We start from the raw sequence: 22,843 nt of genomic DNA on the forward strand, positions 1-22,843 counted from the left end.
CATAACTCCTAACTTTTAACTCATAACTCCCTGAAATTGGAAGCTCAAGCGTACTACCAACAATTTGAGCGCAATGTGCGCATTATTCTCGACGCGCTGGCGGCCGGCCTCGACCTGCGCACTACATCGCTCGAAACCAGTTTACCGCTAGAGGTATATGTGCTGTGCGAAGTACTGAACCAAGGCGCCGGCGAGCACTTTACGCTCACGGCCACGGGTGTGGCCCGGCTGGCTGAGTTTCAACAGCAGTTTATGAAGCATGAGGACCAGACGCTGGCAGCCATGCAGCGCGTGCTGGCCGACCAAAAAGCCATCATGCGCACGCCCGAAGGCCGCGTTTTCACCAAAGAAATGCTGATTCGCCGACTAGAATTTTTCAATGAAGCGGCCCGGCAGGTGAACGTGATGCGCACCCAGCAGGCGCTGGGTAGCCCCCGGCAATACGCTAGCTAGCCACACATTAGCCGTAGACGAGGGGGTAGGGATGGCAGTCATCCCTACCCCCTCTTTTTGCTTCGAGGGCCATCGGTTTCGGCATAATGGCCCACGCTGTTGCTGCTACTGGTCCGGTTTTTATGTTGCATTCAGACCTTATACACGTACAACGACTTCCTATCCTTTTCCACTGCCGCCGGGCAAGCGGCAGGCCGGTTGCTATTCTCCGAGTAAGCTAGCGATGCCTATTTCTACTCCTTTACCTACTTTGTTAGAAACGCCTCGGCTAGTGCTCCGGGCTTATCAGCTCACCGATGCAGAAGCATTTTTTGGCTTACTCGACCGCAGCCGCGCGCGGCTGCGCGAGTCGTTTCCCGACCGCCTGCGGGCGGTGCGCAGCCTAGCTGATGCGCCGGTGCAGCTCGCCGCCTTTGCCGACGACTGGCAAACGGGACGGTTCTACGTGCTGGGCATCTGGCACCGCGAAAGTCTTGACTACCTGGGCGATATCTGCCTGATGCCGCAGCGGCACGGGCAGGCCGAAATCGGCTACTACCTGGCGGCCGAGGCCGAAGGCCAGGGTTACGCCCGCGAGGCACTGGCGGCCATCTGCGAGTTTGGCTTCGAGTCTTTGGGCGCTCAGCAGCTACTTATTCGCTGCTTTGCCGACAATGTGCGCGGGCAAGCGGTGGCCCGCGCCTTGGGCTTTGCGGCGCAGGCGCTGCCCGACGCTGCGGGCTGGCGGCGCTTTAGTTTTCGGCGGCAGCCCGAGCCAGCTTCTACCATCCTGCATTTTGTGCGCACCGCCGCCAGCAGCCCAGTAGTCAATCGCCGTTAAGCTACTGCCCTACCCGTACCCGCCGGGCCAGGTTGCCGAGCAGCCACTCCTGCCGGAAATTGAGGTACACGCCAAAAGAGAAGTCGAGTAGGCTGCGGTTAAAGTCGTACACCGGCTCGACGCGCACCGTGAGCGCCGCCGCGTCCGAGATACGGAAGTCGCGCAGCAGGCGCAGCAGCAGCAGTCGGCGCTCGGCGTCGGTGTAGCCCGGCGTGCCGTAGCGCGAGGCAATGGACTGGTAGTACGGCCCACCGAGGGGCGCAAAAAACTGGTGTCCCTGCCAGTAGCTCAGCATCAGGTCCACATACCTGGTTTCGACGGTGCCGTTGAGATACAGACCGTTGCCGCTTTGGTAGGGCAGCCGGTAGTTAGAAAACGAGTGGTCGTCGAAGAGCAGGCCGTAGGCATTGAGCCGCACGGCCTGGAGTACGCGCCCGCCCAGCGGCACCCGCGCCACTACCCCCGTCGCGTAGTTGAAAAGCGTTTGCACCGGCATGTGCAGCGTGTCAATCTGCCCGCCGAAGTGCCGGGCCGTGAACTGAACCGGAATAGACAGCTGTACCGGGCTGTTGTCGCCCGTGAGGCGGAAGCTGCTGCTGAGGCCGCCAGCAATCTGCTCCTGATAATTCACACCGGGATACTCCTGCTTCAGCCAATCAACCCACGTGTCCAGAAACACGCGCTTGGTGTTGAGCCGGTACTGCAAGCCCTCCTCCAACGGCTTTAGCATCACGCGCTCAAAGTCCAGCAGCGGCTCGATGTAGCCGTGGTTGAGATTCGCCTTGATGTTGCCGAAAATAAACTCGCTGCTGCCGTGCGTCCAGGTGGCGCGGAAGGTGGGGCGCACCTGCCGCAGCACGGGGTTGCCAAAGTCTTTCCAGAGAAATACGCCCGCTTCGAGCCGCAGGTCTTTGGTAGGGTAGTAAACCAGCTGCGGGTTCAGCTGCGTGCCGAATAGCGTATAGCCTTCGACAATATCGTTGAAATACTCGTTGTCTTTGAAGAACGTGAAGGCATTGAGTGATACTCGGAGGTCGCCCGCTTGTGGCAAACGATACGCAGACCGTGCTTTTATAACTGAGTTTAGACTATCTGCTCGTTTGTCATTTTTGTCAACTTGCTTAGAATCCTCTCTAGACCATCTCTCAGGAGCTACATTTTTGAGATATAAAGTGTCGTCTGTTCCACCCGGCGTAGGCGACGTAAACGCCCGATTATCCAGCTGTGCCCAAGCTGGCGCGGCCGTAAATAACACAGACCCAACGCTAACTAAAATTTTTAGAAATTTCCCCATAAATTTGTGCCTTAGCCGGCACAAAACCGACGGCTGCTGTGTTAGAAATGGCCGCCTAAAAACAGAACGGTAGCGAGCCCTACCCCCCTGCTACGCTGCGTTGGGGCAGCAAGCCAAAATATCGTATTTTTACAAACTTTAAGTTTCTTTTCCCTACCCCCTCCTTCATGGCCTTAGCAACCAAAAAAGCCGAAAAAACAGAAACGGTCGATAAAGCTGAAAAAGCCGGTCCCTCCAGCCCCGCCGCCGAAAAGGCCAAGGCCCTCGCGCTGACGATGGAGAAGCTCGACAAAGCCTTCGGCAAAGGTACCGTGATGAAACTCTCGGACCAGAAGGTAAACGACATTCCGGCCATCAGCACGGGTTCGCTTTCGCTGGATATTGCCCTCGGCATCGGCGGGCTGCCCCGCGGTCGCGTAGTTGAAATCTACGGCCCCGAGTCGAGCGGCAAGACGACCCTGACGATGCACGCCATCGCCGAGGCCCAGAAAGCCGGCGGCACCGCCGCTTTCATCGACGCCGAGCACGCCTTCGACCCTACTTACGCCAAGAAGCTGGGCATTGATGTGGATAACCTCCTCATCGCGCAGCCCGACAACGGCGAGCAAGCTCTCGAAATCGCCGACCAGCTCATCAGCTCGGGCGCGATTGACATTATCGTAATTGACTCCGTGGCCGCCCTCGTGCCGAAAGGCGAACTGGAAGGCGACATGGGCGACTCGAAAGTGGGCCTGCACGCCCGCCTCATGAGCCAGGCGCTGCGCAAGCTCACCGGCACGATTAACAAGACGAACTGCCTGTGCATCTTCATTAACCAGCTGCGCGAGAAAATCGGCGTGATGTTCGGCTCGCCCGAAACCACGACCGGCGGTAACGCCCTGAAATTCTACGCATCGGTGCGCCTTGACATTCGCCGCATTGGCCAGATTAAGGAAGACAAGGACAACGTGACTGGCAACCGCACCAAGGTGAAGGTGGTGAAAAACAAAGTCGCGCCGCCCTTCAAGGTGGTCGAGTTTGACATCATCTATGGCCAGGGCATTTCTAAAGTCGGCGAAATCGTGGACTTGGGCGTGGACATGGGCATCATCGGCAAGTCGGGCTCGTGGTTCAGCTACGACGGCAACAAAATCGGCCAGGGCCGCGAAGCCGTGAAGACGTTGCTGCTCGACAACCCCGAGCTGGCTGATACCATCGAAGCCAAAATCCGCGCCATGGCCAAGGGAGACACCGACATCATCCCCGTGGATATGAGCGGCCCCGAAGACGGCGACGACACGCTGTAGGCCAGCTTCGGCCAGTAGCGAGGGGGTAACTTAGTACCTGCTGCCTGCCACTGAGCTCCAATTAATATAAAAGAGCCCCGCTGCCCACCGGCAGCGGGGCTCTTTTATGGCTGGCTGGCAAGCCGGGGGCACGGGTAACTACGTATTTTTACGCGCTGGCACTGCGTTTGCACCCGCACTACTGTCATTTTCTAGTTTCCTACCCCATGCCCCGTTGTTGGCTGCTTGCTTCGTTGCTCCTGCTGTGCGGTGCCTGGACCCAACCGTCCGGCTCTGCGGAGCCAGTGCGGCTGTGGCCCAATTCCAGCTTCAAGGCCGGCGAAACCATTCGCTACAAGGTGCATTACGGGGTGCTGAACGCGGCCGAAGCCACCGTCGAAACCTCCGGCTCGCTGGAGCGCGTGGCGGGGCGGCCCTGCTACCGGGCCACCGTGAGCGGCCGCACCACCGGCTCGTTCGACTTCTTTCTGCACGTGCGCGACCAGTGGCGCTCCTACATCGACACGGCTAGCATCTTGCCGCTGCGCTCCTCGCGCGACATCGAGGAAAGCTCGTATCGTAAGAAGGAAGTAGTTGATTTTGACCAGGAACACGCCACGGTGAACGTGCTCCAGACCCATACCAAGGAGCCCATTCGCTATACCTTTAAGGTGGCCAACAATGTGCAGGAGCTGGTGAGCGGCTTCTATTACCTGCGTACCCTCAGCTACGACCGCATGAAGCCCGGCGAGGTCATCCACATGGGTGGCTTCTTTGATGAATCGACGTTCAACATGGACGTCATTTTCAGGGGTAGGGAGGTAATTGAAACCAAGGCCGGTCCCATTCACGTGCTGAAGCTGGTGCCCAAAATGCCGGCCAACCGCATCTTCCGCGGCGAGGAAGCCATCAAGATTTATCTCTCCGATGACCACAACAAGATTCCGGTGCTCTTCCAGGCCGAACTGCTCGTGGGCTCGGTGAAAGTGGACATGTACAAGTATGAGGGCCTGAAATACCGGCTAAATATGGCTCGCTAACCTACTGCTTTTCAAGCATGTTTACCCGGCGCATTTCACGTCACATAAACGTAACATGCGTGCCGCGGCAGGTTGGGTAATTTTGCAGCGCGAAAGTCCTTACCCCTCTCGCATTCCCGCCGTGGCTACCCCCGCCAATCAACGGTCAGCGCAAGCCAAGACCGCTGCCTACAAGATTCTGGTTGTCGACGACGACCCCGACATCGTGGAGCTGCTGGAGTTCAACCTCAAGAAAGAAGGTTACCTCACCGCCTCGGCCGGCGACGGCCGCCAGGCGCTGGCCGTGGCCCAGGAATTCAGCCCCGACATTATCCTGCTCGACGTGATGATGCCGCACCTCGACGGCATTGCTGCCTGCCGCATGCTGCGCGAGCAGCCCAAGTTCAAGGATACCTACATTCTCTTCCTCACAGCCCGCGCCGAGGAGTTCTCGGAAGTAGCGGCCTTTGAGGCCGGTGCCGACGATTTTCTGGCCAAGCCCATTAAGCCCCGCGCGCTGCTAAGCCGCCTGGCCGCCATCGTGCGCCGCGACCAGGACCCGCACGCCGGCGTCGAGGCCATCGATATCAATGGCCTGCGCATCGACCGCACTGCCTTCGCCGTGTACCAGGACGGCCGCAAAATCACGCTGCCCAAAAAGGAATTTGAGCTGCTGGCCTTTCTAGCCGCCGCCCCGCACAAAGTGTTCAGCCGCGATGAACTGCTGCAAAATATTTGGGGCAACGACGTGTTTGTGCTGGCCCGCACCGTGGACGTGCACGTGCGAAAAGTGCGCGAAAAGGTTGGCGACCACCATATCCAGACTATCAAGGGGGTAGGGTATAAATTCAACGCGGACTGATTTCGATTAGCAACAATTCGAACGTCATGCTGAGCTTGCCAAAGCATCTTGTTTGCGCCGCGTAGGTTAGTACCCTAACGGCGCGAACAAGATGCTTCGGCAAGCTCAGCATGACGTTCTGCTTTTTATTTTACTACCCCCTACCGCCGCACGCCATGACTCTTTCCTCCCGCACCGTTGCCGTTCTCATTGCGCTCGTGGTGGCGGGAGTGCTTACCACGTTTGCTTACGTGGCGCCTACCCTGCCCACGCACCAAGCCTTTCTGGCGGCGGGCATCACGGTGGCGGCGTGCTTTCTACTGGTGTATTTATCGTTTGAAGCCCTGATTTTTCGGGAGATAAACGGCATCTACTCTCGCCTAGAGCATATCAAGCGTAAGGAGTTCAAGAAACTGAGCAATAAGTTTTTGTTTCGCCCCGAACCGCTGCAGCGCATCGGCGATGAGATAGTGCAGATGGCCGAGCGCCGCCAGCAGGAGCTCGACGAGCTCAAGCGCCTGCAGGCCCTACGCCGCGAGTTTCTGGCCGACGTATCGCACGAGTTGAAAACGCCGCTTTTCGCCGCCCAGGGTTTCGTGCACACCATTCTGGATGAGGAAGAAGACGATGCAGAATACGGCGGCATGGACCCGGCCATCCGGCGCAAGTTTTTGCAGCGCGCGGCCGCCAGCCTCGACGCCCTCGACGCGTTGGTGAAGGACCTGGTTACCATTTCGCAGCTCGAAAAAGGCGTCATCCGCATGCGCCGCCAGCGTTTCGACCTCGTAGCGCTGGTGAAAGAGTTGTTCGAGCTGCTGGAGCAGCACGCCGAACGACGCGGCACAACGCTGGAGCTGTTTCCGCCGCACTTGGCCGAGAAGGAACTACTGGTTATTGCCGACCGCAACCGCATTCGCCAGGTACTTACTAACCTGATAGACAACGCAATAAAGTACGGCCGCGAGCACAACGGCCACGTTATAGTAGCCCTCACGCCGGGCCGCAACGGCGTGCGCGTGGCCGTGCGCGACAACGGCGCCGGCATTGCCCCCGAGCACCAGGCGCGCATCTTCGAGCGCTTCTACCGCGTCGACAAGAGCCGGTCGCGCGCGGCGGGCGGCTCGGGGCTGGGCCTGGCCATCAGCAAACACATTGTGGAGGCACATAAGTCGACCATCCACATCAACAGCGTGCTGAATGAAGGCACCACGCTGGAATTCAAGCTACCCAAGCCCAAGGAGATAAAGGGCCACGAGAACGTGCGGTAAGCTTCAGCTTGCCGTTTTTGGGAAACGCTGCCGCACGCCCGGCAAGCTTCCGCTTACCGCACGGCCCTCCCGGCAAGCCGAAGCTTACCGCACACTCCCCTACCCCCTTCGTACCTTCGTGGCTCGCATGAAGCCACCCAAGTTCAAAGACCTGATTCTGTTTGAGAACGACGATTATATCGTCGTCAACAAGCCGCCGTTTCTCTCTACCCTCGACGAGCGCATTGGCGTGGCCGCCAGCCTGCTGCGCCTGGCCCGCGAGTATGCCGACGATGCCCAGGTAGGCCACCGCCTTGACCGCGACACCAGCGGCGCGCTGGTGCTGGCCAAGCACCCCGAGGCTTACCGCCACATCTCGATGCAGTTTGAAAACCGCGAGGTGAACAAGGTGTACCACGCCGTGACCTGGGGCGCGCCGCCGCTCGAAAAGTTTATCGTGGAGCGCAATATTGAAACCACCAAGAGTGGCAAGGCGCGCCTGGCCTTCAAGGGTAAGCCTGCCGAAACGCGCTTCACTACCCTTGAAACATTTGCCCGCCACGCCCTCGTGCAGTGCGAGCCGGTAACGGGCCGCATGCACCAGATTCGCCTGCACCTAGCCTATGTAGAAACGCCCATCGTGGGCGATACGCTCTACGGTGGCGAGGAATTTTTCCTCTCTTCGCTCAAGAAGAAATTCAACCTCAAGGACGGCGAAACCGAGCAGCCGTTCATCAAACGCTTTGCTTTGCACGCGAAAGAGCTCGGCTTTACGGGCTTAGATGGCACTCCCATAAAGGTGGAAGCGCCCTACCCTAAAGATTTTCGGGTACTGGTCGAAACGCTGCGGCAGTACCAGTAAATACCGGTGCTTTGCGGGAGTACTTCTTCCTTACCGAAGCCGGCCTTGTTCCCTCACCACTCTTGAGGCTGTTGTGATTAGACTTTTAAGGCATCGGAGCTTGTCATCTGCGGCTAGCTTTTGGGAACGGGTAGCGTTTTGGTTGCTGCTTGTCTTGCACCTGTTACCCGTTTGGCGCTACCACTATTTCCTCACGGCCGATGGACCTACCCACCTCTACAATGCGTGGTTGTGGAAGACCATGCTACTGGAGCCCGCTCACCCGGCGCACCAGCTCCTAGCGTTTAATTCTGCGGCCGAGCCCAACTACCTGAGCCACGTTCTACTGGCTGGCCTGCTGAGCATTGCGGCACCCTGGCTAGCCGAAAAGCTACTGCTAACGCTTTACGTACTTGGCTTACCCTTAGCCCTACGCTATGCCCTGCGCGCGTCCCCCACGGGGGCAAGCTGGCTGGCTCTACTGGGCTTTCCGTTTATTTACAGCGTTGTATTAGTCTGGGGGTTTTATAATTTCTGCTTGAGCTTAGTAGTGCTACTGCTGGCGCTAGGCTATTGGCAGCGCCACGCAGGCCGGTGGCGGCTCTCCACTATCCTGGGGCTGGCGGCGGTGCTCATGCTGCTTTACTTCGCTCACCCCATGTCCTACCTAGTGTCGGGGCTGCTACTGGGCCTGCTGGTGGTGGCCGGCAGCCAGCGGCAGTGGCCGGCCCGGCTGCGCGAGTTAGGCGTCTTGTTGCTTGCTTACTTACCTAGCCTGCCTCTTATGGGCTGGTACATTTGGCAGCAGGGCGCCACTATGAGAAACCCCGCCGAGCATTATGCCGAAAACCTGTGGAATTGGTTCCGGCTCGAACCTATCCACTACGCAGGCTCCGCTGAGGGCACGTATCGCTGGCTGGTGGCGGGCCTGCTGGCGGGAGCTACTGGGCTTGCGCTGCGGCAGGTACTGCGCGGCAGGGCGAGCCGGCAAGTGTGGCCATGGGCCGTGGGTACGCTGCTGCTATTGGCTGCCTACGTAATAATGCCCGACGAAGTAGCTGGGGGCAGCATTACCCGCCCGCGCTGGGGGCTGCTCAGCTATCTGGCCTTGTTGGGCGGGCTGGCGGCGGTGCCGTGGTCGCCGCGCGTGCGCCTACTAGGCATCGGCCTGAGCACGATTATTGCGGCGGCGCTACTGAGTTTCCGTGTGCAAAAACTACAGGATTTTCAACCCGGCCTGGCCGAATACCAGTCACTATTACCCTACCTGCGGCCGGGCACGACGCTGCTACCTATCTCGTACGGCGATGCCAATCACTTACCAAGCAGCTTAGAACCAGGCACGTACATCAGCGTGCTGTCAGAAGCGGTCAACTACCTGGCAGTAGAGCGGCAGTTGCTGTGCTACGGCAACTATGAAGCTGCTACCGGCTACTTTCCCCTAGTGTGGCGGCCTGGCAGCAACCCCATCCTTGCCTCAGCGCAGCTGCCCCCGCGGCTAGCCCCCATCATATATACCGCTGCCCACCTGCCTACCTACGTTTTGTTGGTAGAGCGGGCGTCGGCTCCAGCCGGCAGCGTTGCTAACGCAGGCGCGGTCACCCAGTATCTCCAGCACTTCCACTTTGCTTTGCGCTACCGCTCGCCGGCTGGGCTGCTGGAGCTATACGAGCGGGCGGGCTCCACCACCAAAAGCGAAAATGGTAGTCGCTAACTACCTGAGGAAGAGCAGAAAATTCTCTACAGAATAGATACACCGAGTCAATCAGCGGCAAGGGTAGCAGGCTGTTTTTTGTTTCCTGAGTGCCGTTATTAGGCTTGATTAGCGGGGCATCGTGGGGTCTTTCCTGCATTTAGCCTGGGTATACGCTTGGTAATCTGCCAGAAAAAGAGTACCTTTGTGTCCGTTTTTCCCCAAGCCCGTCCGGCTTAGGGCTTATTGTCAATTGTTTAGCCGGTAATTATTTACCATCCCTATGGACCACCTGAGCTTCAAGACGACCCACGTCAACAAGGCCAACGCCCAGAAAAACTGGGTTATCGTAGACGCCAGCGTGGCCCCGCTGGGCCGCGTGTGCAGCCAAATTGCCAACCTGTTGCGTGGCAAGCACAAGCCTTCCTTCACCCCGAACTCCGACTGCGGCGATAACGTTATCGTTATCAATGCTGACAAGCTGCGCGTTACGGGCAAGAAGATGGAAGAGAAAATCTACATCTCGCACTCGGGCTACCCCGGCGGCCAGAAGCAGCGCACCCTGCGCGAGCAGATGAACCGCGATTCGCGCAAGGCCATCGAGCACGCTGTGAAAGGCATGCTGCAAGGCAACCGCCTGGGCGCCGCCCAGTACCGCAACATGTACGTATACGCTGGCACCGAGCATCCGCACGAGGCGCAGCAGCCGCAGGTATACGAGCTGAAGAACCTGTAAATTATTGTCCTTACGACCAATTTTGGTCGCACATTTTTCCACTAAATGGCAACTACTAACACCTCTGGTAGAAGAAAAACCTCGGTGGCCCGCATCTACATGCAGGCCGGGCAAGGGAATATCACTATCAATGACCGGGACATGAAGTCCTACTTCGCCAACGAACTGTTGGAGAACATCGTGAACCAGCCGCTGGCTACCCTCGAGCAGGTGGGCCAGTACGACATCAAGGTGAACGTGAGCGGCGGTGGTATCGCCGGCCAGGCTGAGGCTATCCGCCTCGCCATCTCGAAAGCCCTGGTAAGCGACAACGCTGAGGTTAAATCGGCCCTTCGCAAGGAAGGCTTTATGACCCGCGACCCCCGCATGGTCGAGCGTAAGAAGTTTGGCAAAGCCAAAGCTCGTCGCTCGTTCCAGTTCTCTAAACGCTAAAATCCGAAGCAGACTATCATGGCTCAGACCACCACTTATAAAGAGCTGCTTGACGCGGGTGCCCACTTTGGTCACCTTACGCGCAAGTGGGACCCGAAAATGGCGCCGTATATCTTCATGGAGAAGAACGGCATCCATATCATCGACCTGAACAAGACGCTGGCTTCGCTCGATTATGCTGCCTCAGCTATTCGCAACATTGCGAAAAGCGGCCGCAAAATCATGTTCGTGGCTACCAAAAAGCAGGCCCAGGAAATTGTGCAGACTGAGGCTCAGCGCCTCAAGATGCCATATGTTACTGACCGCTGGCTGGGCGGGATGCTGACGAACTTCGCCACCATCCGCAAGTCGCTGAAAAAGATGAGCACCATCGACAAGATGGTAAAAGAAAACACTGCCTACGCCGCCCTTGCTAAGCGCGAGAAGCTCATGATGTCACGTGAGCGTGACAAATTAGAGCGCGTAATGGGCGGTATCGCCGAACTGAGCCGCCTACCCGCTGCCCTGTTCGTAGTTGACGTGAAGCGTGAGCACATTGCCGTGAAAGAAGCTCAGAAATTGGGCATTCCGGTTTTCGCTATCGTGGATACGAACTCGAACCCCGAGCTGGTGCAGTTCCCGATTCCGGCCAACGACGACGCCTCGAAGTCGATTCAACTCATCATGAACGTGATTGGCAAGGCTATCGAAGATGGCCTGTCGGAGCGCAAGGTTGATAAGGAAGATGCCGACCGCAAGGAAGCCGATGAGGCCGCTATTGCCGAAAAAACCGAAGCTGACACCGAAGCCTAAGCCGCTTTTTAAAGCTTGACGAAAAAGGGAACGGTCGAGGCAAGTGCTTGGCGGTTCCCTTTTTTATTTTTTACCTGTAGAACGGAGTGGCACTCCGTTCCCGTTAAAGCGGTTCTGCCGTTCTATTTAAACAACGATTAAACGCAGTGCCACTGCGTTTTACAATCCCCTTACCCTAATGGCCACTATCACCGCCGCAGACGTAAATAAGCTCCGCACCATGACTGGCGCGGGCATGATGGATTGCAAAAAAGCGCTGACCGAAGCCGATGGCGACTTCGAAGCCGCTCGCGACATTCTGCGCAAGCAGGGTCAGAAAATAGCTGACAAGCGCGCCGACAATGCCACGTCGGAAGGCTTGGTACTGGTCAACGTGAGCGAGGATGGCACCATCGGTAAGCTGGTTGCCCTGGCTTGCGAAACGGAGTCGGTAGCTAAAGTAGCTGACTTCCGCACCCTGGTGCAGCAAATCCTGGACACTGCCGTGAAAACCAACGTCGGCACCAAGGAAGATTTGCTGGCTACCAAAGAGGCTGATGGCCGCACCGTGCAGGAGCACATCACCGAGCTGACCGGCAAAATCGGTGAGAAACTCGACCTTATCTACGCTACCCTGACCGCTGAGAAAGTAGCTTCGTACATCCACTCGGATAACAAGAAGGGCGTACTCGTAGGCCTGAAAAACGTGGGTAGCGCCGACACGGCCGCCATCGGCCGCGACGTAGCTATGCAAATCGTAGCGATGAAGCCCGTTGCCGTTGACAAAGACGGTGTGGACGCTGGCACAGTAGAGCGCGAAATCGAAATCGGCAAGGAGCAGGCGCGTGCCGAAGGCAAGCCCGAAGCTATGCTGGAGAAAATCGCTCAGGGCAAGCTCAACAAGTTCTACAAAGACAACACCCTGCTGAACCAGGAATTTGTGAAGGACAACTCGATGACCATCGCTCAGCTGCTCGACAAAACGTCGAAAGGCATGACGGTAGAGGCGTTCAAGCGCGTAGCAATCGGCGCCTAGTTTTTGGCCTGATTTGCTTTGGAATAAAAAGCCCGCTGGCAATGAGCTAGCGGGCTTTTTATTTGTGGTATGGACGACAAACATAAAGCTGCTTATCGTAGCATCGTATACCAGTTCTTATTGGATATACGAAATGTTCCACTACCCCTGACTGACGATGAGCAGGCTGTAAGAATTGGACGCTTTGTGGGGCCAGTAGCTTACCAACTGCACAACTTAGCGCTAGCTTCTGTGAATGATTTCACCGCTTTTGATGAGACAGCCTTTTGGGCCGGCATCAATGAATTTAATCAGCGTAATCCTAACATGCAGCTTTCTCACTACCGCAAAACGTTTGAATTAGCGCTATTTATGAGCTGATTGCCACGCCCGCACCCGTGCCCGAGCATTCTCGCGCATGTTGAGGTAGAAGAAATTGTAATCAACTAAGTGATAAGAAGCACTTAGCTCCGACTCGCCGGGGATGTGCAGGTGCTCATAGCCCGAGGGGTGGGTAGGGCTGGCCCAGAGCAGGCCGTGGTGCGCCTGCGCACCGGTTACATGCGGGTCGATGCGGTTGAAGGTGAGCGGCACGCCGCCACGGTTGAGGCTGGCGGGCGCAGCGGCCGAGTCGAGCGTCCAGGTGAGCGGATTGGTAACGAGCAGACCACGATAAGGCGGGAACTCGGCACCGCGCGAGGTAGTATTCCAGGCAATAATGCCACCGGTTTGGAGCGAGTCGCGCAGGGCGGGCAGGTGTAGGTATTCGTTGGGCTTTATTTTGCGACCGATTAAGTAGGCTGCAATCAGCTGCTTACGCAGCTGCGGGTTACCGTCTACCAGCTCGTGCAGCAGGCGGGCGAGGTGGGTAGTACCCTGGCTGTGGCCGGCCAGGATAAACGGCCGGCCGTGATTATAGTGCGCGAGATAATACAGAAAAGAAGTCTTCACATCGGCATACGCTAGGTCGAGTGCGGGCTTGCTATTGATATGATTTGGGGCAAAAAAAGCGTAGAGCGTGGCCTGCCGGTAGCGCGGCGCGTAGAGCCGGCCCGCGTCGTAGAATAAGCTGGCCTGGTTGCGCAGGCAGGTGCGGGCCGTGAAACGCCGCAGGCGCTTCAGGCGCAGTGGCGCGTTCCAGTAGCCCAGCTTCCAGAAATACGTAGTTGGATGCACGTAGAATACATCGGCCACCGTATCGGCGGGGGTAGGCGCGGGGCGCGGCAGGCCAGGTGGGCGCTGCTGGGCGGCCGTGTAGTGGCCGGGCAGCGCGGCCCAGGCCGTTGAGTCGGTGTAGTCGGGCGCGGGCCCGGCGTTCTCAACCGAAAACTTATGAATAGGCTTGATAACGGTGACGCAGCTACTCAAGCAGCTACCTATCAAGAAGCTACTACCTAGCAGGCACCAACGTAGAAAACCCGGCTGCACGGCTACGGCGTCTTGGTGGTAGAATCTTTGGGCGCGGGCGGGGCGGCGGGCTTTACAGCGGCTGGGGCCTTGGCAGGCGGGGCAACCGGCGCGGCCTGGGCAGGCGCTTTGCTTACCGGCGCAGCAACGACCGGGGCTGGCACCGTCGCCGTATCAACGCTGAGGGGGCGAACTACTGGCGCGGGCCGTATCACAGGAGCTACCCGAATGGTTTCGGGCGCGGCAGCGGGGGGTAGGGTTATCTGCTCGGCCTGCGGGCCTACTTCGGGCACGGTGGCTACTGAGTCGGCGGCGGTCTGGCTGGCGCTGGTCAGGTGCTCATCGGGGTTGTTGGGGCGGTCCATAAACAAGAAGAGCACAATGCCCAGCAGCACCAGAACGCCGCCCATAAGGAAGACGAAGCTGAGCGGATTGCGGCGCTCGGCGAGCGGCGGCAGGCTAGCCTCGTCGATGAGGGGTAGGCCCGGTGCGGCAGCAGCCAGCCAATCGGGGGCAACTGCCGGGGGCGGGGTAGGCGCGGGCTCGACTGGTATTTCCGGGCTCAGGCCAGGGTAGCTGGCCGGGTCGGGGCCCAGCGCTACCAGCACTGCTTCGGCTGATGCGGGGGGGGTAGGCGCCACTGGTGGCGCGAACGGCTCATTCCCAAAGATGAGCTGGCGCTTCAGCGTTTCAAATTCGGCGGGCGTGATGGTGCCCGCGTCCAGCATTTCTTTGAGCTGCCGGAGGGCAGCAAGCGACGAATGGGCATCGGACGGACTCATAGTGGGCAGCGGCGGCGGGGGCGAATAATTATTTGTGTTCTACGGTGGTTAGCCGTTCGCGGCGGCGTTCGAGCTGCGCCTGGCTCACTTCGCGCAGCTGGCCGTTGCCCACGAGCTGGGTACTATCCTGGCGCAACAGCTGGGCGTTGGTCTGGTTTTGGCGCAGCAGCTCGTCGATGCGCCGCAGGTTGGCGGCCGTGTTGTCGCGGGCCGATTGCATGGCCTTGTTCAGCTTGTCCTTTTCCTTATCAATGGCAACTACTTTGGCCTCGGCCACCGCTACCTGCTGGCGGTAGGCATTGGCGCGGGCGGCGGGCGCAAAGCGCTCCAGCATAGCCTGCATCCGCTTGAATTCTACGGAAGTAAGGTCGGGCGAGAAAAAAGTCTTTTCGCCAAAGCCGCCAAACATGGCCACCTCCGTGGTCGAGTCGGTGAGGGCCGTGAAGGCGGTGTACAGGTCCACGGCCCGGCTCGAAATGGCCGTACCTGGCACCTGCTTCACCGACAGAATGCTGTTTTTGCCCAGCAAGCCGCCCAACCCGCCCTTGAACGACATGCGGTAATTCTCCTTCATAAAGGCCTGGAAAAAGTCGCGCGAATCGTTCACCGGGCTCTCTACCACCACGTTCACGCTCTGCTGCGTGCGGCCGGCGTAGGGCAGCTGGCCGTTTTTCACCAGGTACAGGTCAGTTTGAGCAGCGACTAAGCCTGGCAAACAAGTCAGCAGCAATAGAATACACGATTTTAGCATGGCAAGAAGAAAGAAGGTAGGGGTAGGAAATCAGCGCAGGTCGTGGCGGGCAAAGGCGGCGCGCATATCCTGCTGCATAAGCTGGAAGCGGGCCACGGCGGCGGTCAGAAACTCGTCGTCGAGCAACTGCCGAATCTCCACGTCGGGCGGCACGATGCCGCTCAGGTCCAGCTCGGGTACTTTGTAGGTCTGCTCCAGCGGGCCCTGCTCCAGCTTGAGCAGGTACTTGCCATTCCAGGCGAGCAGGGTGATTTTGACTTGCGGATAGGGAATATCGGCGACGTGACGCATGCGAAAGAAAGAGGGAAATGGCCGAAGATAAGGCTCCTACCCCACCCGTCGAGCTAAACGCTACTTTAACGCAGCCCACGGCGACCACGTATAAACTGTAGTCCGGCCCGCCACGCAGGGCTGGTTTTTGTCACGTTTATTCTTACTACGATGCCACAGGGAGATAAGTCGAAGTACACCGACAAGCAAAAACGCCAGGCCGAGCACATCGAAGAAGGCTACCAACAAAAGGGCGTGTCCGCCGACGAAGCCGAAGCCCGCGCCTGGGCCACGGTAAACAAGCAGGACGGCGGCGGCAAAAAGCCCGACGGCTCGGGCCGTAAACAGTAAGCCCCTACCCCATTGCTCGGCCCAGGCAAGCGGTAGCGCCAAGCGCGTGCAGGGCAGCTAAAAATCAGGCTGCTTGTCAGCCTCTGCTTACGCAACCAGCGCCTCCGTCACTTTGCTCAGGTCGGTGCTTACCTTCTGCAAAAAGGCCAACTGCTCGCTCAAGGTGCGGTCGGCGGTGGCCGTGTCGGCCTGGGTGTCGGCTGGCACTTCGGGCGGTAGCGCCGTCGGGGCGGGGGTAGGACCATCGGCCGGGGCGGCGGCCAGGCGCGCCAGGCTTTTGCTGAGGGCCGCCTGGGCGCTGGTGAGCACGCGGCGGCTTTCGGGCGGCACGCTGGGGTTAGGCGTGGCCTCGTCTTGCCAGGTGGTAGTAAGAGCCGAAATATTGGCCGATAAGATGTGATTGAGCACCACAAACTCGTGCACCTCGGTGGGGTGGCGGCGGGTGCGGCGCGGCTCCGAGAGCATGCGTTGGAAGGCCGCCGCGAGGTTGGCCGAGGCCACGTACACGTCTTTGCGCAGCAGGCGGTAGGTAGTGGGCGGCACCTCGCGGCCGGCCAGGCGGTCGGCCAGCTGGCGCAGGTAGGCGAGGTTGGCGCGCAGCGTGGCGGCCAGCAGGCTGGGTAGCTGGTCGCCCTCCCAGCGCGGAAACAGCAGGTAGGCCGTGGCCAGCGCAATGGCGCAGCCCAGCACCGTATCGGTGAGACGCTCCTCAATCACACCTAGGTAGCTCAGACCCAGGAAGCTGAACATGATGAGCAGATAGGCCGTCAGAAATATGACCGTAACGAGGTATTTGCTGCGCTGAAAAGAATAGGCCACCACCATAAACACCAGCAGCAGGCCGAAGCGCACGTCGCCGTTGGGCACCGACCACAGCACTAGCACGCCCAACGCCCCACCCACTAAAGTTCCCATAATACGCTGAATATTACGTTCACGCGTGAGACTAAAGCCGGGCTTGAGCATAAACGTCACGGTCATCAATATCCAGTAGTTGTGCTGGCCATGCCACAGCAACTCGGCCACGCCGTAGGCCACGGCGCAGGCCACGGCCATGCGCACGGCGTGCCGAAACACCGACGAGCCTAGCGTCAGGTTTTCGCTGAATGCGCTCCACTCCAACTCCTGTTGAGCCACAAACTGCGTGTGGCTGGCTACGCGCCGCGGGTCGGGGGGTAGGGCGGCGGCCTGCGCCTCGTCGAAGTAGCGCCGGATGCTGGTCACGCGCTTGTGCAGGTCGCGCAGATTGACCAAAATTTTCTTCAAAACCAGCGTGCTCGGGCCAGTGGCGTCGGCGGGGGGGGGTAGGGCCGCGATGCGGGCCTGCAGGCGCGTGAGTTCGGCGAGACGGTCGGGCGGCGGGCTGCCGTAGGCGCGGTTGGCTAGCACGGCGCTGCCCAGGTAGTCGAGGTCGGTGGCCAGGCGACTGAGAAACGCCTGCATCTCGGCCAGCACGCCCGTGCTGCCGAAGTCCGTGCGCAGGGCGGCGTAGTCATAATAGCCCGCCGTAATATGCTCGTAGAGGTCCACCGTTTCGGTGAAGGTGAGCACTAGGCGGCGGCTGGTGCTGGTGCTTTCGCTCACAATCTGGCGCGAGCGGAAGATGAGGTCGCGCACGGCTTCCTGCTTTTCATTCACCACCACCTGCTGGGCCACTAGGCGGCGGTAATCTTCCTCCAAATCGGTAGCAGCATTGTAAAAAGCGGCTTTGCAGTGCAGGAAGCCCGCCACGGCGTGCAGGCACTCGCCCAGCGCCTGCTGGGCCGAGCGGTAGGGCTGCACCTGGTTTTGCACCAAGGCTAGCAGCAAATACCAGCCGCCGCCCAGCGCCAGCAGCCCGGCGTGCAGCAGGCCTTCGCGCCAGCCCACCGGCGGGTGCGCCAGCGTGAGCACCATGCCCAGCAGCGTGGCCGAGCCCACCGCGCCCGCGCGCGCGCCCCACACTAGCAGCATCGTTAGCCCAAAGCTCAGCGCCACGATAACGATGCCCAGCCACAGTCGGTAGGGCGCCAGCCCGCCCGTGAGCAGCGCGCCCACAAACACTAGTACCAGGGCGGCCAGCAGGCCATTGCGGCGGTGCTGCGGCGGGCCCGGCGTGTCGGTCACGCTCAGGCACACGGCCCCGGTCGAGATAGTAATGCCTGCCGCAAACTCGCCCCACTGCGCCCCGGCCACCGCTGGCAGCAAGATGGCCATTGTGGTGCGCAGCCCATCAGAAAACTGCTGGCTAAAGAAAAAGTACGATAGGTCGCGGCGCGACACGCGGGGCAAAGCGAGCGGCATTGGGAGAGGAACAGGTTGGCAAGGAGCGGTGGCCAACAGCCATTACGCAACTAACGCCCCAAACTACTAATTACCGCGTGGCCCCTACCCCCTCTTGCTACAGCAATATGCTAGCCAGCGCGTAGTCAGCCAGCAGAATGGAGATAATCGAGTTGGTAACGGCTGCCGTGCTGGCCTTGCCCACTTCGAGGGCACCGCCGCGCAGCGTGTAGCCTTTGTACGACGAGATGGCCGACACCAAAAAGGCAAATACCACCGACTTAATGAGCGAAAACACTACCGTGAAGGGCTTAAACGAGTAGCGAATACCCTCAATATAATCGGCCCCCGGCATGGCGCCCGACAGCTGGGTAGCAATGTAGCCACCCAGAATACTCAGGTTCATGGCCAGAATAACGAGCAGCGGAAACACGAAGAGCGAGGCCAGCACCCGCGGCAGCACTAGGTAGGAAGCCGAGTTGATGCCCATCGCGTCGATGGCCGAAATCTGCTCCGTGATGCGCATGGTGCCCAGGCTGCCCGCAATGGCCGAGCCTACCTTGCCAGCCAGCACCACCGAAATAATGGTGGGCGCGAGTTCCAGAATGGTCATTTCGCGCACCATGAAGCCCACCGTGCTCATCGGGATGAGCGGGTTCACCATGTTGTAGGCAATCTGCACGCAGGTAACGGCCCCGATGAAGGTGGCCACCAGTCCCACAATAAACACCGAGCCCGCCCCAATTTCCACAGCCTCTTCAAGCGTGCGCTCCCAAAGAACCTGCCGGCGCTCGGGCCGCGTTACCATGCTCTGCATCAACAACACAAAGCGGCCAAACGCGGAAATCGGCCGGGGGTATCTATACTTCACTCCACCTAACATAAGACCACAAAGGTACCCCTGAAATTAACGACTAGTGACGAATGACTAGTGACGAATGACGCCCCATATTATTTGATGAGGCGCCATTCGTCACTAGTCATTCGTCACTAGTCACTAAAAGAGCACGTCTGCCACAGGCTGCACGGGCTTGGGGGTGCGGTCCTCGCCCAGCAGTTGGCGCAGGTCAATCTCGATGCTGCGGCAGATAGCCGTAATGGGCACATCGTTTTCCAGGTTGTCAAAGGGGTCTTCGCTGCGGTGGCCTACCCGCTCAATCGTGTTGTACACCCAGCTAACCACGGCCGCGAAGGGTACCATCAGCCACACGTGGAAGGGGCCCAGTGCCACGCGGTGGTCAAACTCCTCTACCAGACCCAGCGGCAGCAGTGCGGCAAAAATCCAGACGAAGAAATAGCTAAAGAAAGCGTACTGCCGCGGGAAGGGCGTGTTTTTGATGCGCTCGCAAGCTCCCTGCGTATTAAATAAATCCTGAATGGTTTCCATCATGGCCACGTGCCGGTACTCGGTCAGCAGGCCGCGCTCGTTCAACTCCTGAATTTTACGGCTTTGATGACGCAGCAGGTGGGCCGGCGGGTTGGCCATCGTGGCCAGCTCCCAATCGGCGGGGTCGAGTAGGAAGGGCACCACGTCGGTCTGCCAGAACTCCGCCGTTTGGCGGCGCAGGTGCAGGCGCAGCGCATTGCACCAGGCCACCTGCCGGTACACCATGCGGCGGTGCGTTTCGTATAGCTCTTCGGGGCTCATGGTGTAGTTGCCGGGCGCATCCCTAATGAAGTCGAACGACTGCAAGGTCCAGAAGCGCGATGTGTTCACGATGGAGCCCCATATCTGGCGGCCTTCCCAGAAGCGGTCGTAGGAGCCGTTATTTTTAAACCCGATGTAGAAGGCCACCGCCGTACCCAGCAGCGCCACCGGCTGCCACGGAATGTCGAGCCAGTGAATATTGAGCGGCCCGTAGAGCAGGCAGATAAAGGCGTCGTAGAGAGCAAAAATGGTAAGCGGCCGCCACCCATACTGGCGCCAAACAAAGCTGGCTCGTAGATTTTTTCGAACGTACATAGAAGTTAAACCTAATTGTAATTTTTAGCAAATAAACGCTTATGACAGGTTGCTCGGCGCGTTCTTTGTCTAACACTGCCGAAAGCTAACCGGAAAATTCGTCCACTACCGCACGTATTCTATACGCGTTGTAGCGGCTTATTGCCGGCCTAAATTCCATTTTTAATCCATGTTTAATCTTCGTCCATTCACTTTATTGCTGGTATTAGCGTCTGCTACCCCCACCCTGGCGCAAAAACCCGTTAAACTCAAGTATGCCCCCGACGACCCCCAGCACATTTACGACGCCGTGGAGCAGCCGGCCGTGCCCAGGGGCGGCCCTGCTGCCTACGCCGAGTACCTACAAAGCCACCAGAAATACCCCACTGCCGCCTTGCGGGCCAACCAGGAAGGCACCGTGCTAGTCACTTTCGTAGTGGAGCGCACCGGCAGCGTAGGCGCGGTTGAAGTGAAGCAGCCCGTAGCACCGCTGCTCGATGCCGAGGCCATCCGGGTCATAAAAGCCGGGCCAAAGTGGATGCCCGCCCACCAGCAGGGTAAAACCGTGCGCCAGCGCGTAACGGTGCCCGTGAGTTTTGTGCTGGCTCCCGGCTCGGGCGAGGTGATAGAGGTGCCCGCCCCCGGCGCAAGCAACCCCGACCAGCCCCTACCCCCCGGCGCGGTGGCGTCCGCACCCGGCACCACCTCAGTTGTAGGCACGGCGGCCAACGGCGCGGCCATCATCCGGCCCGAAAAATCGGCGCAGCCGGTAGGCGGCAACGTTGCTTTTTTTACCTGGCTTGCGGCCAACCAGAAGTATCCCGAGCTGGCCCGCAAGCGCCACATGCAAGCCAAAGTGCCCGTAGAGTTTACGGTGCAGCCCGACGGCTCGCTCACCGATGTGCGCGTGGTGCAGAAGCACGGCTCGGGCATGGATGAGGAAGCCGTACGCCTCATTAAGGCAGCCCCCAAGTGGGAGCCGGCCACGTACCAGGGCAAGCCAATAAAGCAAAAGATGACCTTGCCGGTTATATTTCAGCTGTAGAGTTTCGCGCATGGCCAGAAGGAGGCGCGCGGCTCCGGCTTTCGCGCCTTTTCTGCTATGCACGCTACCCTCGCCCCCTCGCCGCCGTCCCAGCCCACGGTTATATCCAACTACATCTGGCAGCACCAGCGGCGCTACCGCGAGGCCGCGCAGAATATTGCCCAGGCGCTCTTCGATGCCCTCGACGACGACCTGCACCCCCACGTGCAGCTGCTGGCCCTGCCCATGGACCCCGCCGCCGGGCTACCCACCTGCCAGGAGCCGGCCGAAAGCGACTTGCCCTGCGACATCTTCGACGGGGCCGTGGCGCGGGGGCTGGAGCGGCAACAGGACATGCGCCCCCCCACAGCGCTGGCTTTCGATTCGGAGATGAGCCCGGCCCTACTGCGCCAGCGCTACGAAAACTACGGCGTGCGCACCGTGGTGCAGGAGCTACTGAATACGCTTGATGAGGGTACGCACCACCAGCACTTTATCAGCTGGCCGGTGCGGGTGGGTGGCTACTTCGTGTTTACGCTGCTGCAAGTGCGGCGCAAGCCGCTGCGCTCGTACCCGTCGCTGCAGCCCAACCGCTTCTATACCAGTGGCAAGCCGCTGGCCAACTCGCTGCTGGTGGCGGCCATGTACCGTTTCAACGAGGAGTGCCTGAAGTCGCTGACCGAGCCGGAGCCGGGCGCGGGCTTCCTCTTCCGGCCCCGCGAAACGGAGGAACTGCTGCGCGCCGCCGGCAAAAGCCTGCTCGACACGCCCGCCCACGCCCTGGGCGCCGACCCCGGCGTTGCCAACCTTTTCTATACCCTCAACACCATTTCCAGCCTGCGCTACGAGGGCTCGGAGGGCATTGGCCGGCTGCTACTGGCCCAGCGCGGCCACCCCAACGTGGAGGAGGTATTTGCCCTCACCTGCCCCACCGAGCTTAGCGACTACCGCGCCGTGCGCAAGCTGCTCGAAATGACTAGCCACGACGTGCACCTGCTCGCCGACGGCGAAAAAGTATATGCCCTGGGCCGCCAGGTGGGCCACTACAATGCCCACCGCGAGGACCTGTTCGACATTCACTTCGTAAAGCACTACGCCTGGGAATTTTCCCACGCCGGGCAGGTGCTCCTGCGGGCCCGCTACGGCCTGCCCAACCTGCCGCGCCCACGCCTCAACCGCACCCGCTTCAAGCGTGACCTCAAGCGCACGTTCGACCTGGTCAAGCCCGAGAAGATTACCCATCTCTGGGACGTGGTGCTCGAAGCCAGCCGGCAGCCCTCGGGCACGCTGCTCGTCATTACCACCGAGGCCCTGGCCGAGGCCGACCGCCTCAAGCTGCAATGCACCCTCATTGAGCCGGTACCGCTCACTCCGCTCATTACCCAGCTCATCACCAGCATCGACGGCGCCGTGCTACTCGACCCCGACGGCTACTGCTACTCCATCGGCGTCATCCTCGATGGCGTGGCCACCGGCAACGGCAACGGCACCCGCGGCGCGCGCTACAACTCGGCCATGCGCTACGTCGAAAGCTCGCCCTACCCCTGCCTGGTAGTGGTAGTGAGCGAAGACGGCATGGTGGACGTGCTCACCAAGGAAAACCTTGCGGAAAGCCGAATCGCTTAGA

Annotated in this window: 24 protein-coding genes; 16 read left to right on the forward strand and 8 right to left on the reverse strand. The window is 59.7% G+C overall.

Translation table 11 applies throughout. From position 1 onward, the window contains the following. Positions 1 to 36: 36 nt before the first annotated feature. Positions 37 to 453, forward strand: coding sequence for a hypothetical protein (locus E4631_RS11970; RefSeq protein ID WP_133656948.1), 417 nt, complete (start codon positions 37 to 39; stop codon positions 451 to 453). Positions 454 to 703: 250 nt separating this feature from the next. Beyond that, entirely contained in the window at positions 704 to 1,273 is a 570-nt protein-coding gene (locus tag E4631_RS11975) for a GNAT family N-acetyltransferase (protein WP_166648022.1), read from the forward strand. 1 nt (position 1,274) lies between these two features. Here the strand turns inward: E4631_RS11975 and E4631_RS11980 are convergent, their stop codons facing one another. After that, positions 1,275 to 2,324 carry a hypothetical protein gene (locus tag E4631_RS11980; RefSeq protein ID WP_133656946.1) on the reverse strand — a complete coding sequence of 350 codons (1,050 nt, stop codon included), beginning with the start codon at positions 2,322 to 2,324 and terminating at the stop codon, positions 1,275 to 1,277. Between the two features lie 410 nt (positions 2,325 to 2,734). Here E4631_RS11980 and recA point away from each other — a divergent pair, with 410 nt between their 5' ends. The 11 genes from recA (at position 2,735) to E4631_RS12035 (ending at position 12,808) form a co-directional block, all read left to right on the forward strand. Beyond that, positions 2,735 to 3,853, forward strand: coding sequence for a recombinase RecA (gene recA / locus E4631_RS11985; protein WP_133656945.1), 1,119 nt, complete (start codon positions 2,735 to 2,737; stop codon positions 3,851 to 3,853). A 206-nt stretch (positions 3,854 to 4,059) separates the two neighbouring features. After that, complete coding sequence (locus tag E4631_RS11990; protein WP_133656944.1) at positions 4,060 to 4,872, forward strand: DUF3108 domain-containing protein; 813 nt, start codon at positions 4,060 to 4,062, stop codon at positions 4,870 to 4,872. A gap of 121 nt (positions 4,873 to 4,993) precedes the next feature. Further along, positions 4,994 to 5,713, forward strand: a complete 720-nt coding sequence (locus tag E4631_RS11995; protein ID WP_240734847.1) for a response regulator transcription factor — start codon at positions 4,994 to 4,996, stop codon at positions 5,711 to 5,713. 155 nt (positions 5,714 to 5,868) lie between these two features. After that, on the forward strand, positions 5,869 to 6,960 hold the full coding sequence (locus tag E4631_RS12000; RefSeq protein WP_133656942.1) for a cell wall metabolism sensor histidine kinase WalK: 1,092 nt from the start codon (positions 5,869 to 5,871) through the stop codon (positions 6,958 to 6,960). 127 nt (positions 6,961 to 7,087) lie between these two features. After that, on the forward strand, positions 7,088 to 7,801 hold the full coding sequence (locus tag E4631_RS12005) for an RluA family pseudouridine synthase (RefSeq protein ID WP_133656941.1): 714 nt from the start codon (positions 7,088 to 7,090) through the stop codon (positions 7,799 to 7,801). A gap of 154 nt (positions 7,802 to 7,955) precedes the next feature. Further along, on the forward strand, positions 7,956 to 9,494 hold the full coding sequence (locus tag E4631_RS12010) for a hypothetical protein (RefSeq protein ID WP_133656940.1): 1,539 nt from the start codon (positions 7,956 to 7,958) through the stop codon (positions 9,492 to 9,494). A gap of 262 nt (positions 9,495 to 9,756) precedes the next feature. Beyond that, positions 9,757 to 10,209, forward strand: coding sequence for a 50S ribosomal protein L13 (gene rplM, locus E4631_RS12015; RefSeq protein ID WP_133656939.1), 453 nt, complete (start codon positions 9,757 to 9,759; stop codon positions 10,207 to 10,209). Between the two features lie 45 nt (positions 10,210 to 10,254). Continuing rightward, entirely contained in the window at positions 10,255 to 10,641 is a 387-nt protein-coding gene (gene rpsI, locus E4631_RS12020; RefSeq protein WP_133656938.1) for a 30S ribosomal protein S9, read from the forward strand. An 18-nt stretch (positions 10,642 to 10,659) separates the two neighbouring features. After that, positions 10,660 to 11,433 carry a 30S ribosomal protein S2 gene (gene rpsB, locus E4631_RS12025; RefSeq protein ID WP_133656937.1) on the forward strand — a complete coding sequence of 258 codons (774 nt, stop codon included), beginning with the start codon at positions 10,660 to 10,662 and terminating at the stop codon, positions 11,431 to 11,433. A 178-nt stretch (positions 11,434 to 11,611) separates the two neighbouring features. Continuing rightward, entirely contained in the window at positions 11,612 to 12,448 is an 837-nt protein-coding gene (gene tsf, locus E4631_RS12030; RefSeq protein ID WP_133656936.1) for a translation elongation factor Ts, read from the forward strand. Between the two features lie 69 nt (positions 12,449 to 12,517). Then, positions 12,518 to 12,808, forward strand: coding sequence for a hypothetical protein (locus tag E4631_RS12035; protein WP_133656935.1), 291 nt, complete (start codon positions 12,518 to 12,520; stop codon positions 12,806 to 12,808). Here the strand turns inward: E4631_RS12035 and E4631_RS12040 are convergent. The 4 genes from E4631_RS12040 to E4631_RS12055 form a co-directional block, all read right to left on the reverse strand. After that, on the reverse strand, positions 12,794 to 13,795 hold the full coding sequence (locus tag E4631_RS12040; protein ID WP_166648021.1) for a DUF3089 domain-containing protein: 1,002 nt from the start codon (positions 13,793 to 13,795) through the stop codon (positions 12,794 to 12,796). The two genes, E4631_RS12035 and E4631_RS12040, sit on opposite strands and share 15 nt — an antisense overlap. 62 nt (positions 13,796 to 13,857) lie before the next feature. Beyond that, positions 13,858 to 14,616: an SHOCT domain-containing protein gene (locus tag E4631_RS12045; protein WP_133656933.1), complete on the reverse strand. Its 759-nt coding sequence runs from the start codon at positions 14,614 to 14,616 to the stop codon at positions 13,858 to 13,860. Between the two features lie 28 nt (positions 14,617 to 14,644). Next, on the reverse strand, positions 14,645 to 15,367 hold the full coding sequence (locus tag E4631_RS12050; RefSeq protein ID WP_133656932.1) for a hypothetical protein: 723 nt from the start codon (positions 15,365 to 15,367) through the stop codon (positions 14,645 to 14,647). A 30-nt stretch (positions 15,368 to 15,397) separates the two neighbouring features. Continuing rightward, positions 15,398 to 15,658: a hypothetical protein gene (locus E4631_RS12055; RefSeq protein WP_133656931.1), complete on the reverse strand. Its 261-nt coding sequence runs from the start codon at positions 15,656 to 15,658 to the stop codon at positions 15,398 to 15,400. 150 nt (positions 15,659 to 15,808) lie between these two features. On the opposite strand from E4631_RS12055, the gene E4631_RS12060 reads away from it, so the two are divergent. Next, positions 15,809 to 15,988, forward strand: a complete 180-nt coding sequence (locus E4631_RS12060; protein WP_133656930.1) for a hypothetical protein — start codon at positions 15,809 to 15,811, stop codon at positions 15,986 to 15,988. 87 nt (positions 15,989 to 16,075) lie between these two features. Here E4631_RS12060 and E4631_RS12065 read toward each other — a convergent pair whose 3' ends face one another. The 3 genes from E4631_RS12065 to E4631_RS12075 form a co-directional block, all read right to left on the reverse strand. Next, positions 16,076 to 18,271, reverse strand: a complete 2,196-nt coding sequence (locus E4631_RS12065) for an FUSC family membrane protein (RefSeq protein WP_133656929.1) — start codon at positions 18,269 to 18,271, stop codon at positions 16,076 to 16,078. A 97-nt stretch (positions 18,272 to 18,368) separates the two neighbouring features. After that, the gene (locus E4631_RS12070; protein WP_240734918.1) at positions 18,369 to 19,067 is read right to left on the reverse strand and encodes an ABC transporter permease; all 699 of its coding nucleotides are present in this window, start codon (positions 19,065 to 19,067) and stop codon (positions 18,369 to 18,371) included. A 180-nt stretch (positions 19,068 to 19,247) separates the two neighbouring features. Then, on the reverse strand, positions 19,248 to 20,213 hold the full coding sequence (locus E4631_RS12075) for a bestrophin family protein (protein ID WP_133656928.1): 966 nt from the start codon (positions 20,211 to 20,213) through the stop codon (positions 19,248 to 19,250). A gap of 169 nt (positions 20,214 to 20,382) precedes the next feature. Here E4631_RS12075 and E4631_RS12080 point away from each other — a divergent pair, with 169 nt between their 5' ends. Continuing rightward, positions 20,383 to 21,237: an energy transducer TonB gene (locus E4631_RS12080; protein WP_133656927.1), complete on the forward strand. Its 855-nt coding sequence runs from the start codon at positions 20,383 to 20,385 to the stop codon at positions 21,235 to 21,237. A gap of 57 nt (positions 21,238 to 21,294) precedes the next feature. Further along, on the forward strand, positions 21,295 to 22,842 hold the full coding sequence (locus tag E4631_RS12085) for a DNA integrity scanning protein DisA nucleotide-binding domain protein (RefSeq protein ID WP_133656926.1): 1,548 nt from the start codon (positions 21,295 to 21,297) through the stop codon (positions 22,840 to 22,842). Position 22,843: the final 1 nt, after the last annotated feature.

Origin of the sequence: Hymenobacter sp. UV11, from assembly GCF_004684095.1 — a bacterium.
Classification (GTDB): domain Bacteria; phylum Bacteroidota; class Bacteroidia; order Cytophagales; family Hymenobacteraceae; genus Hymenobacter.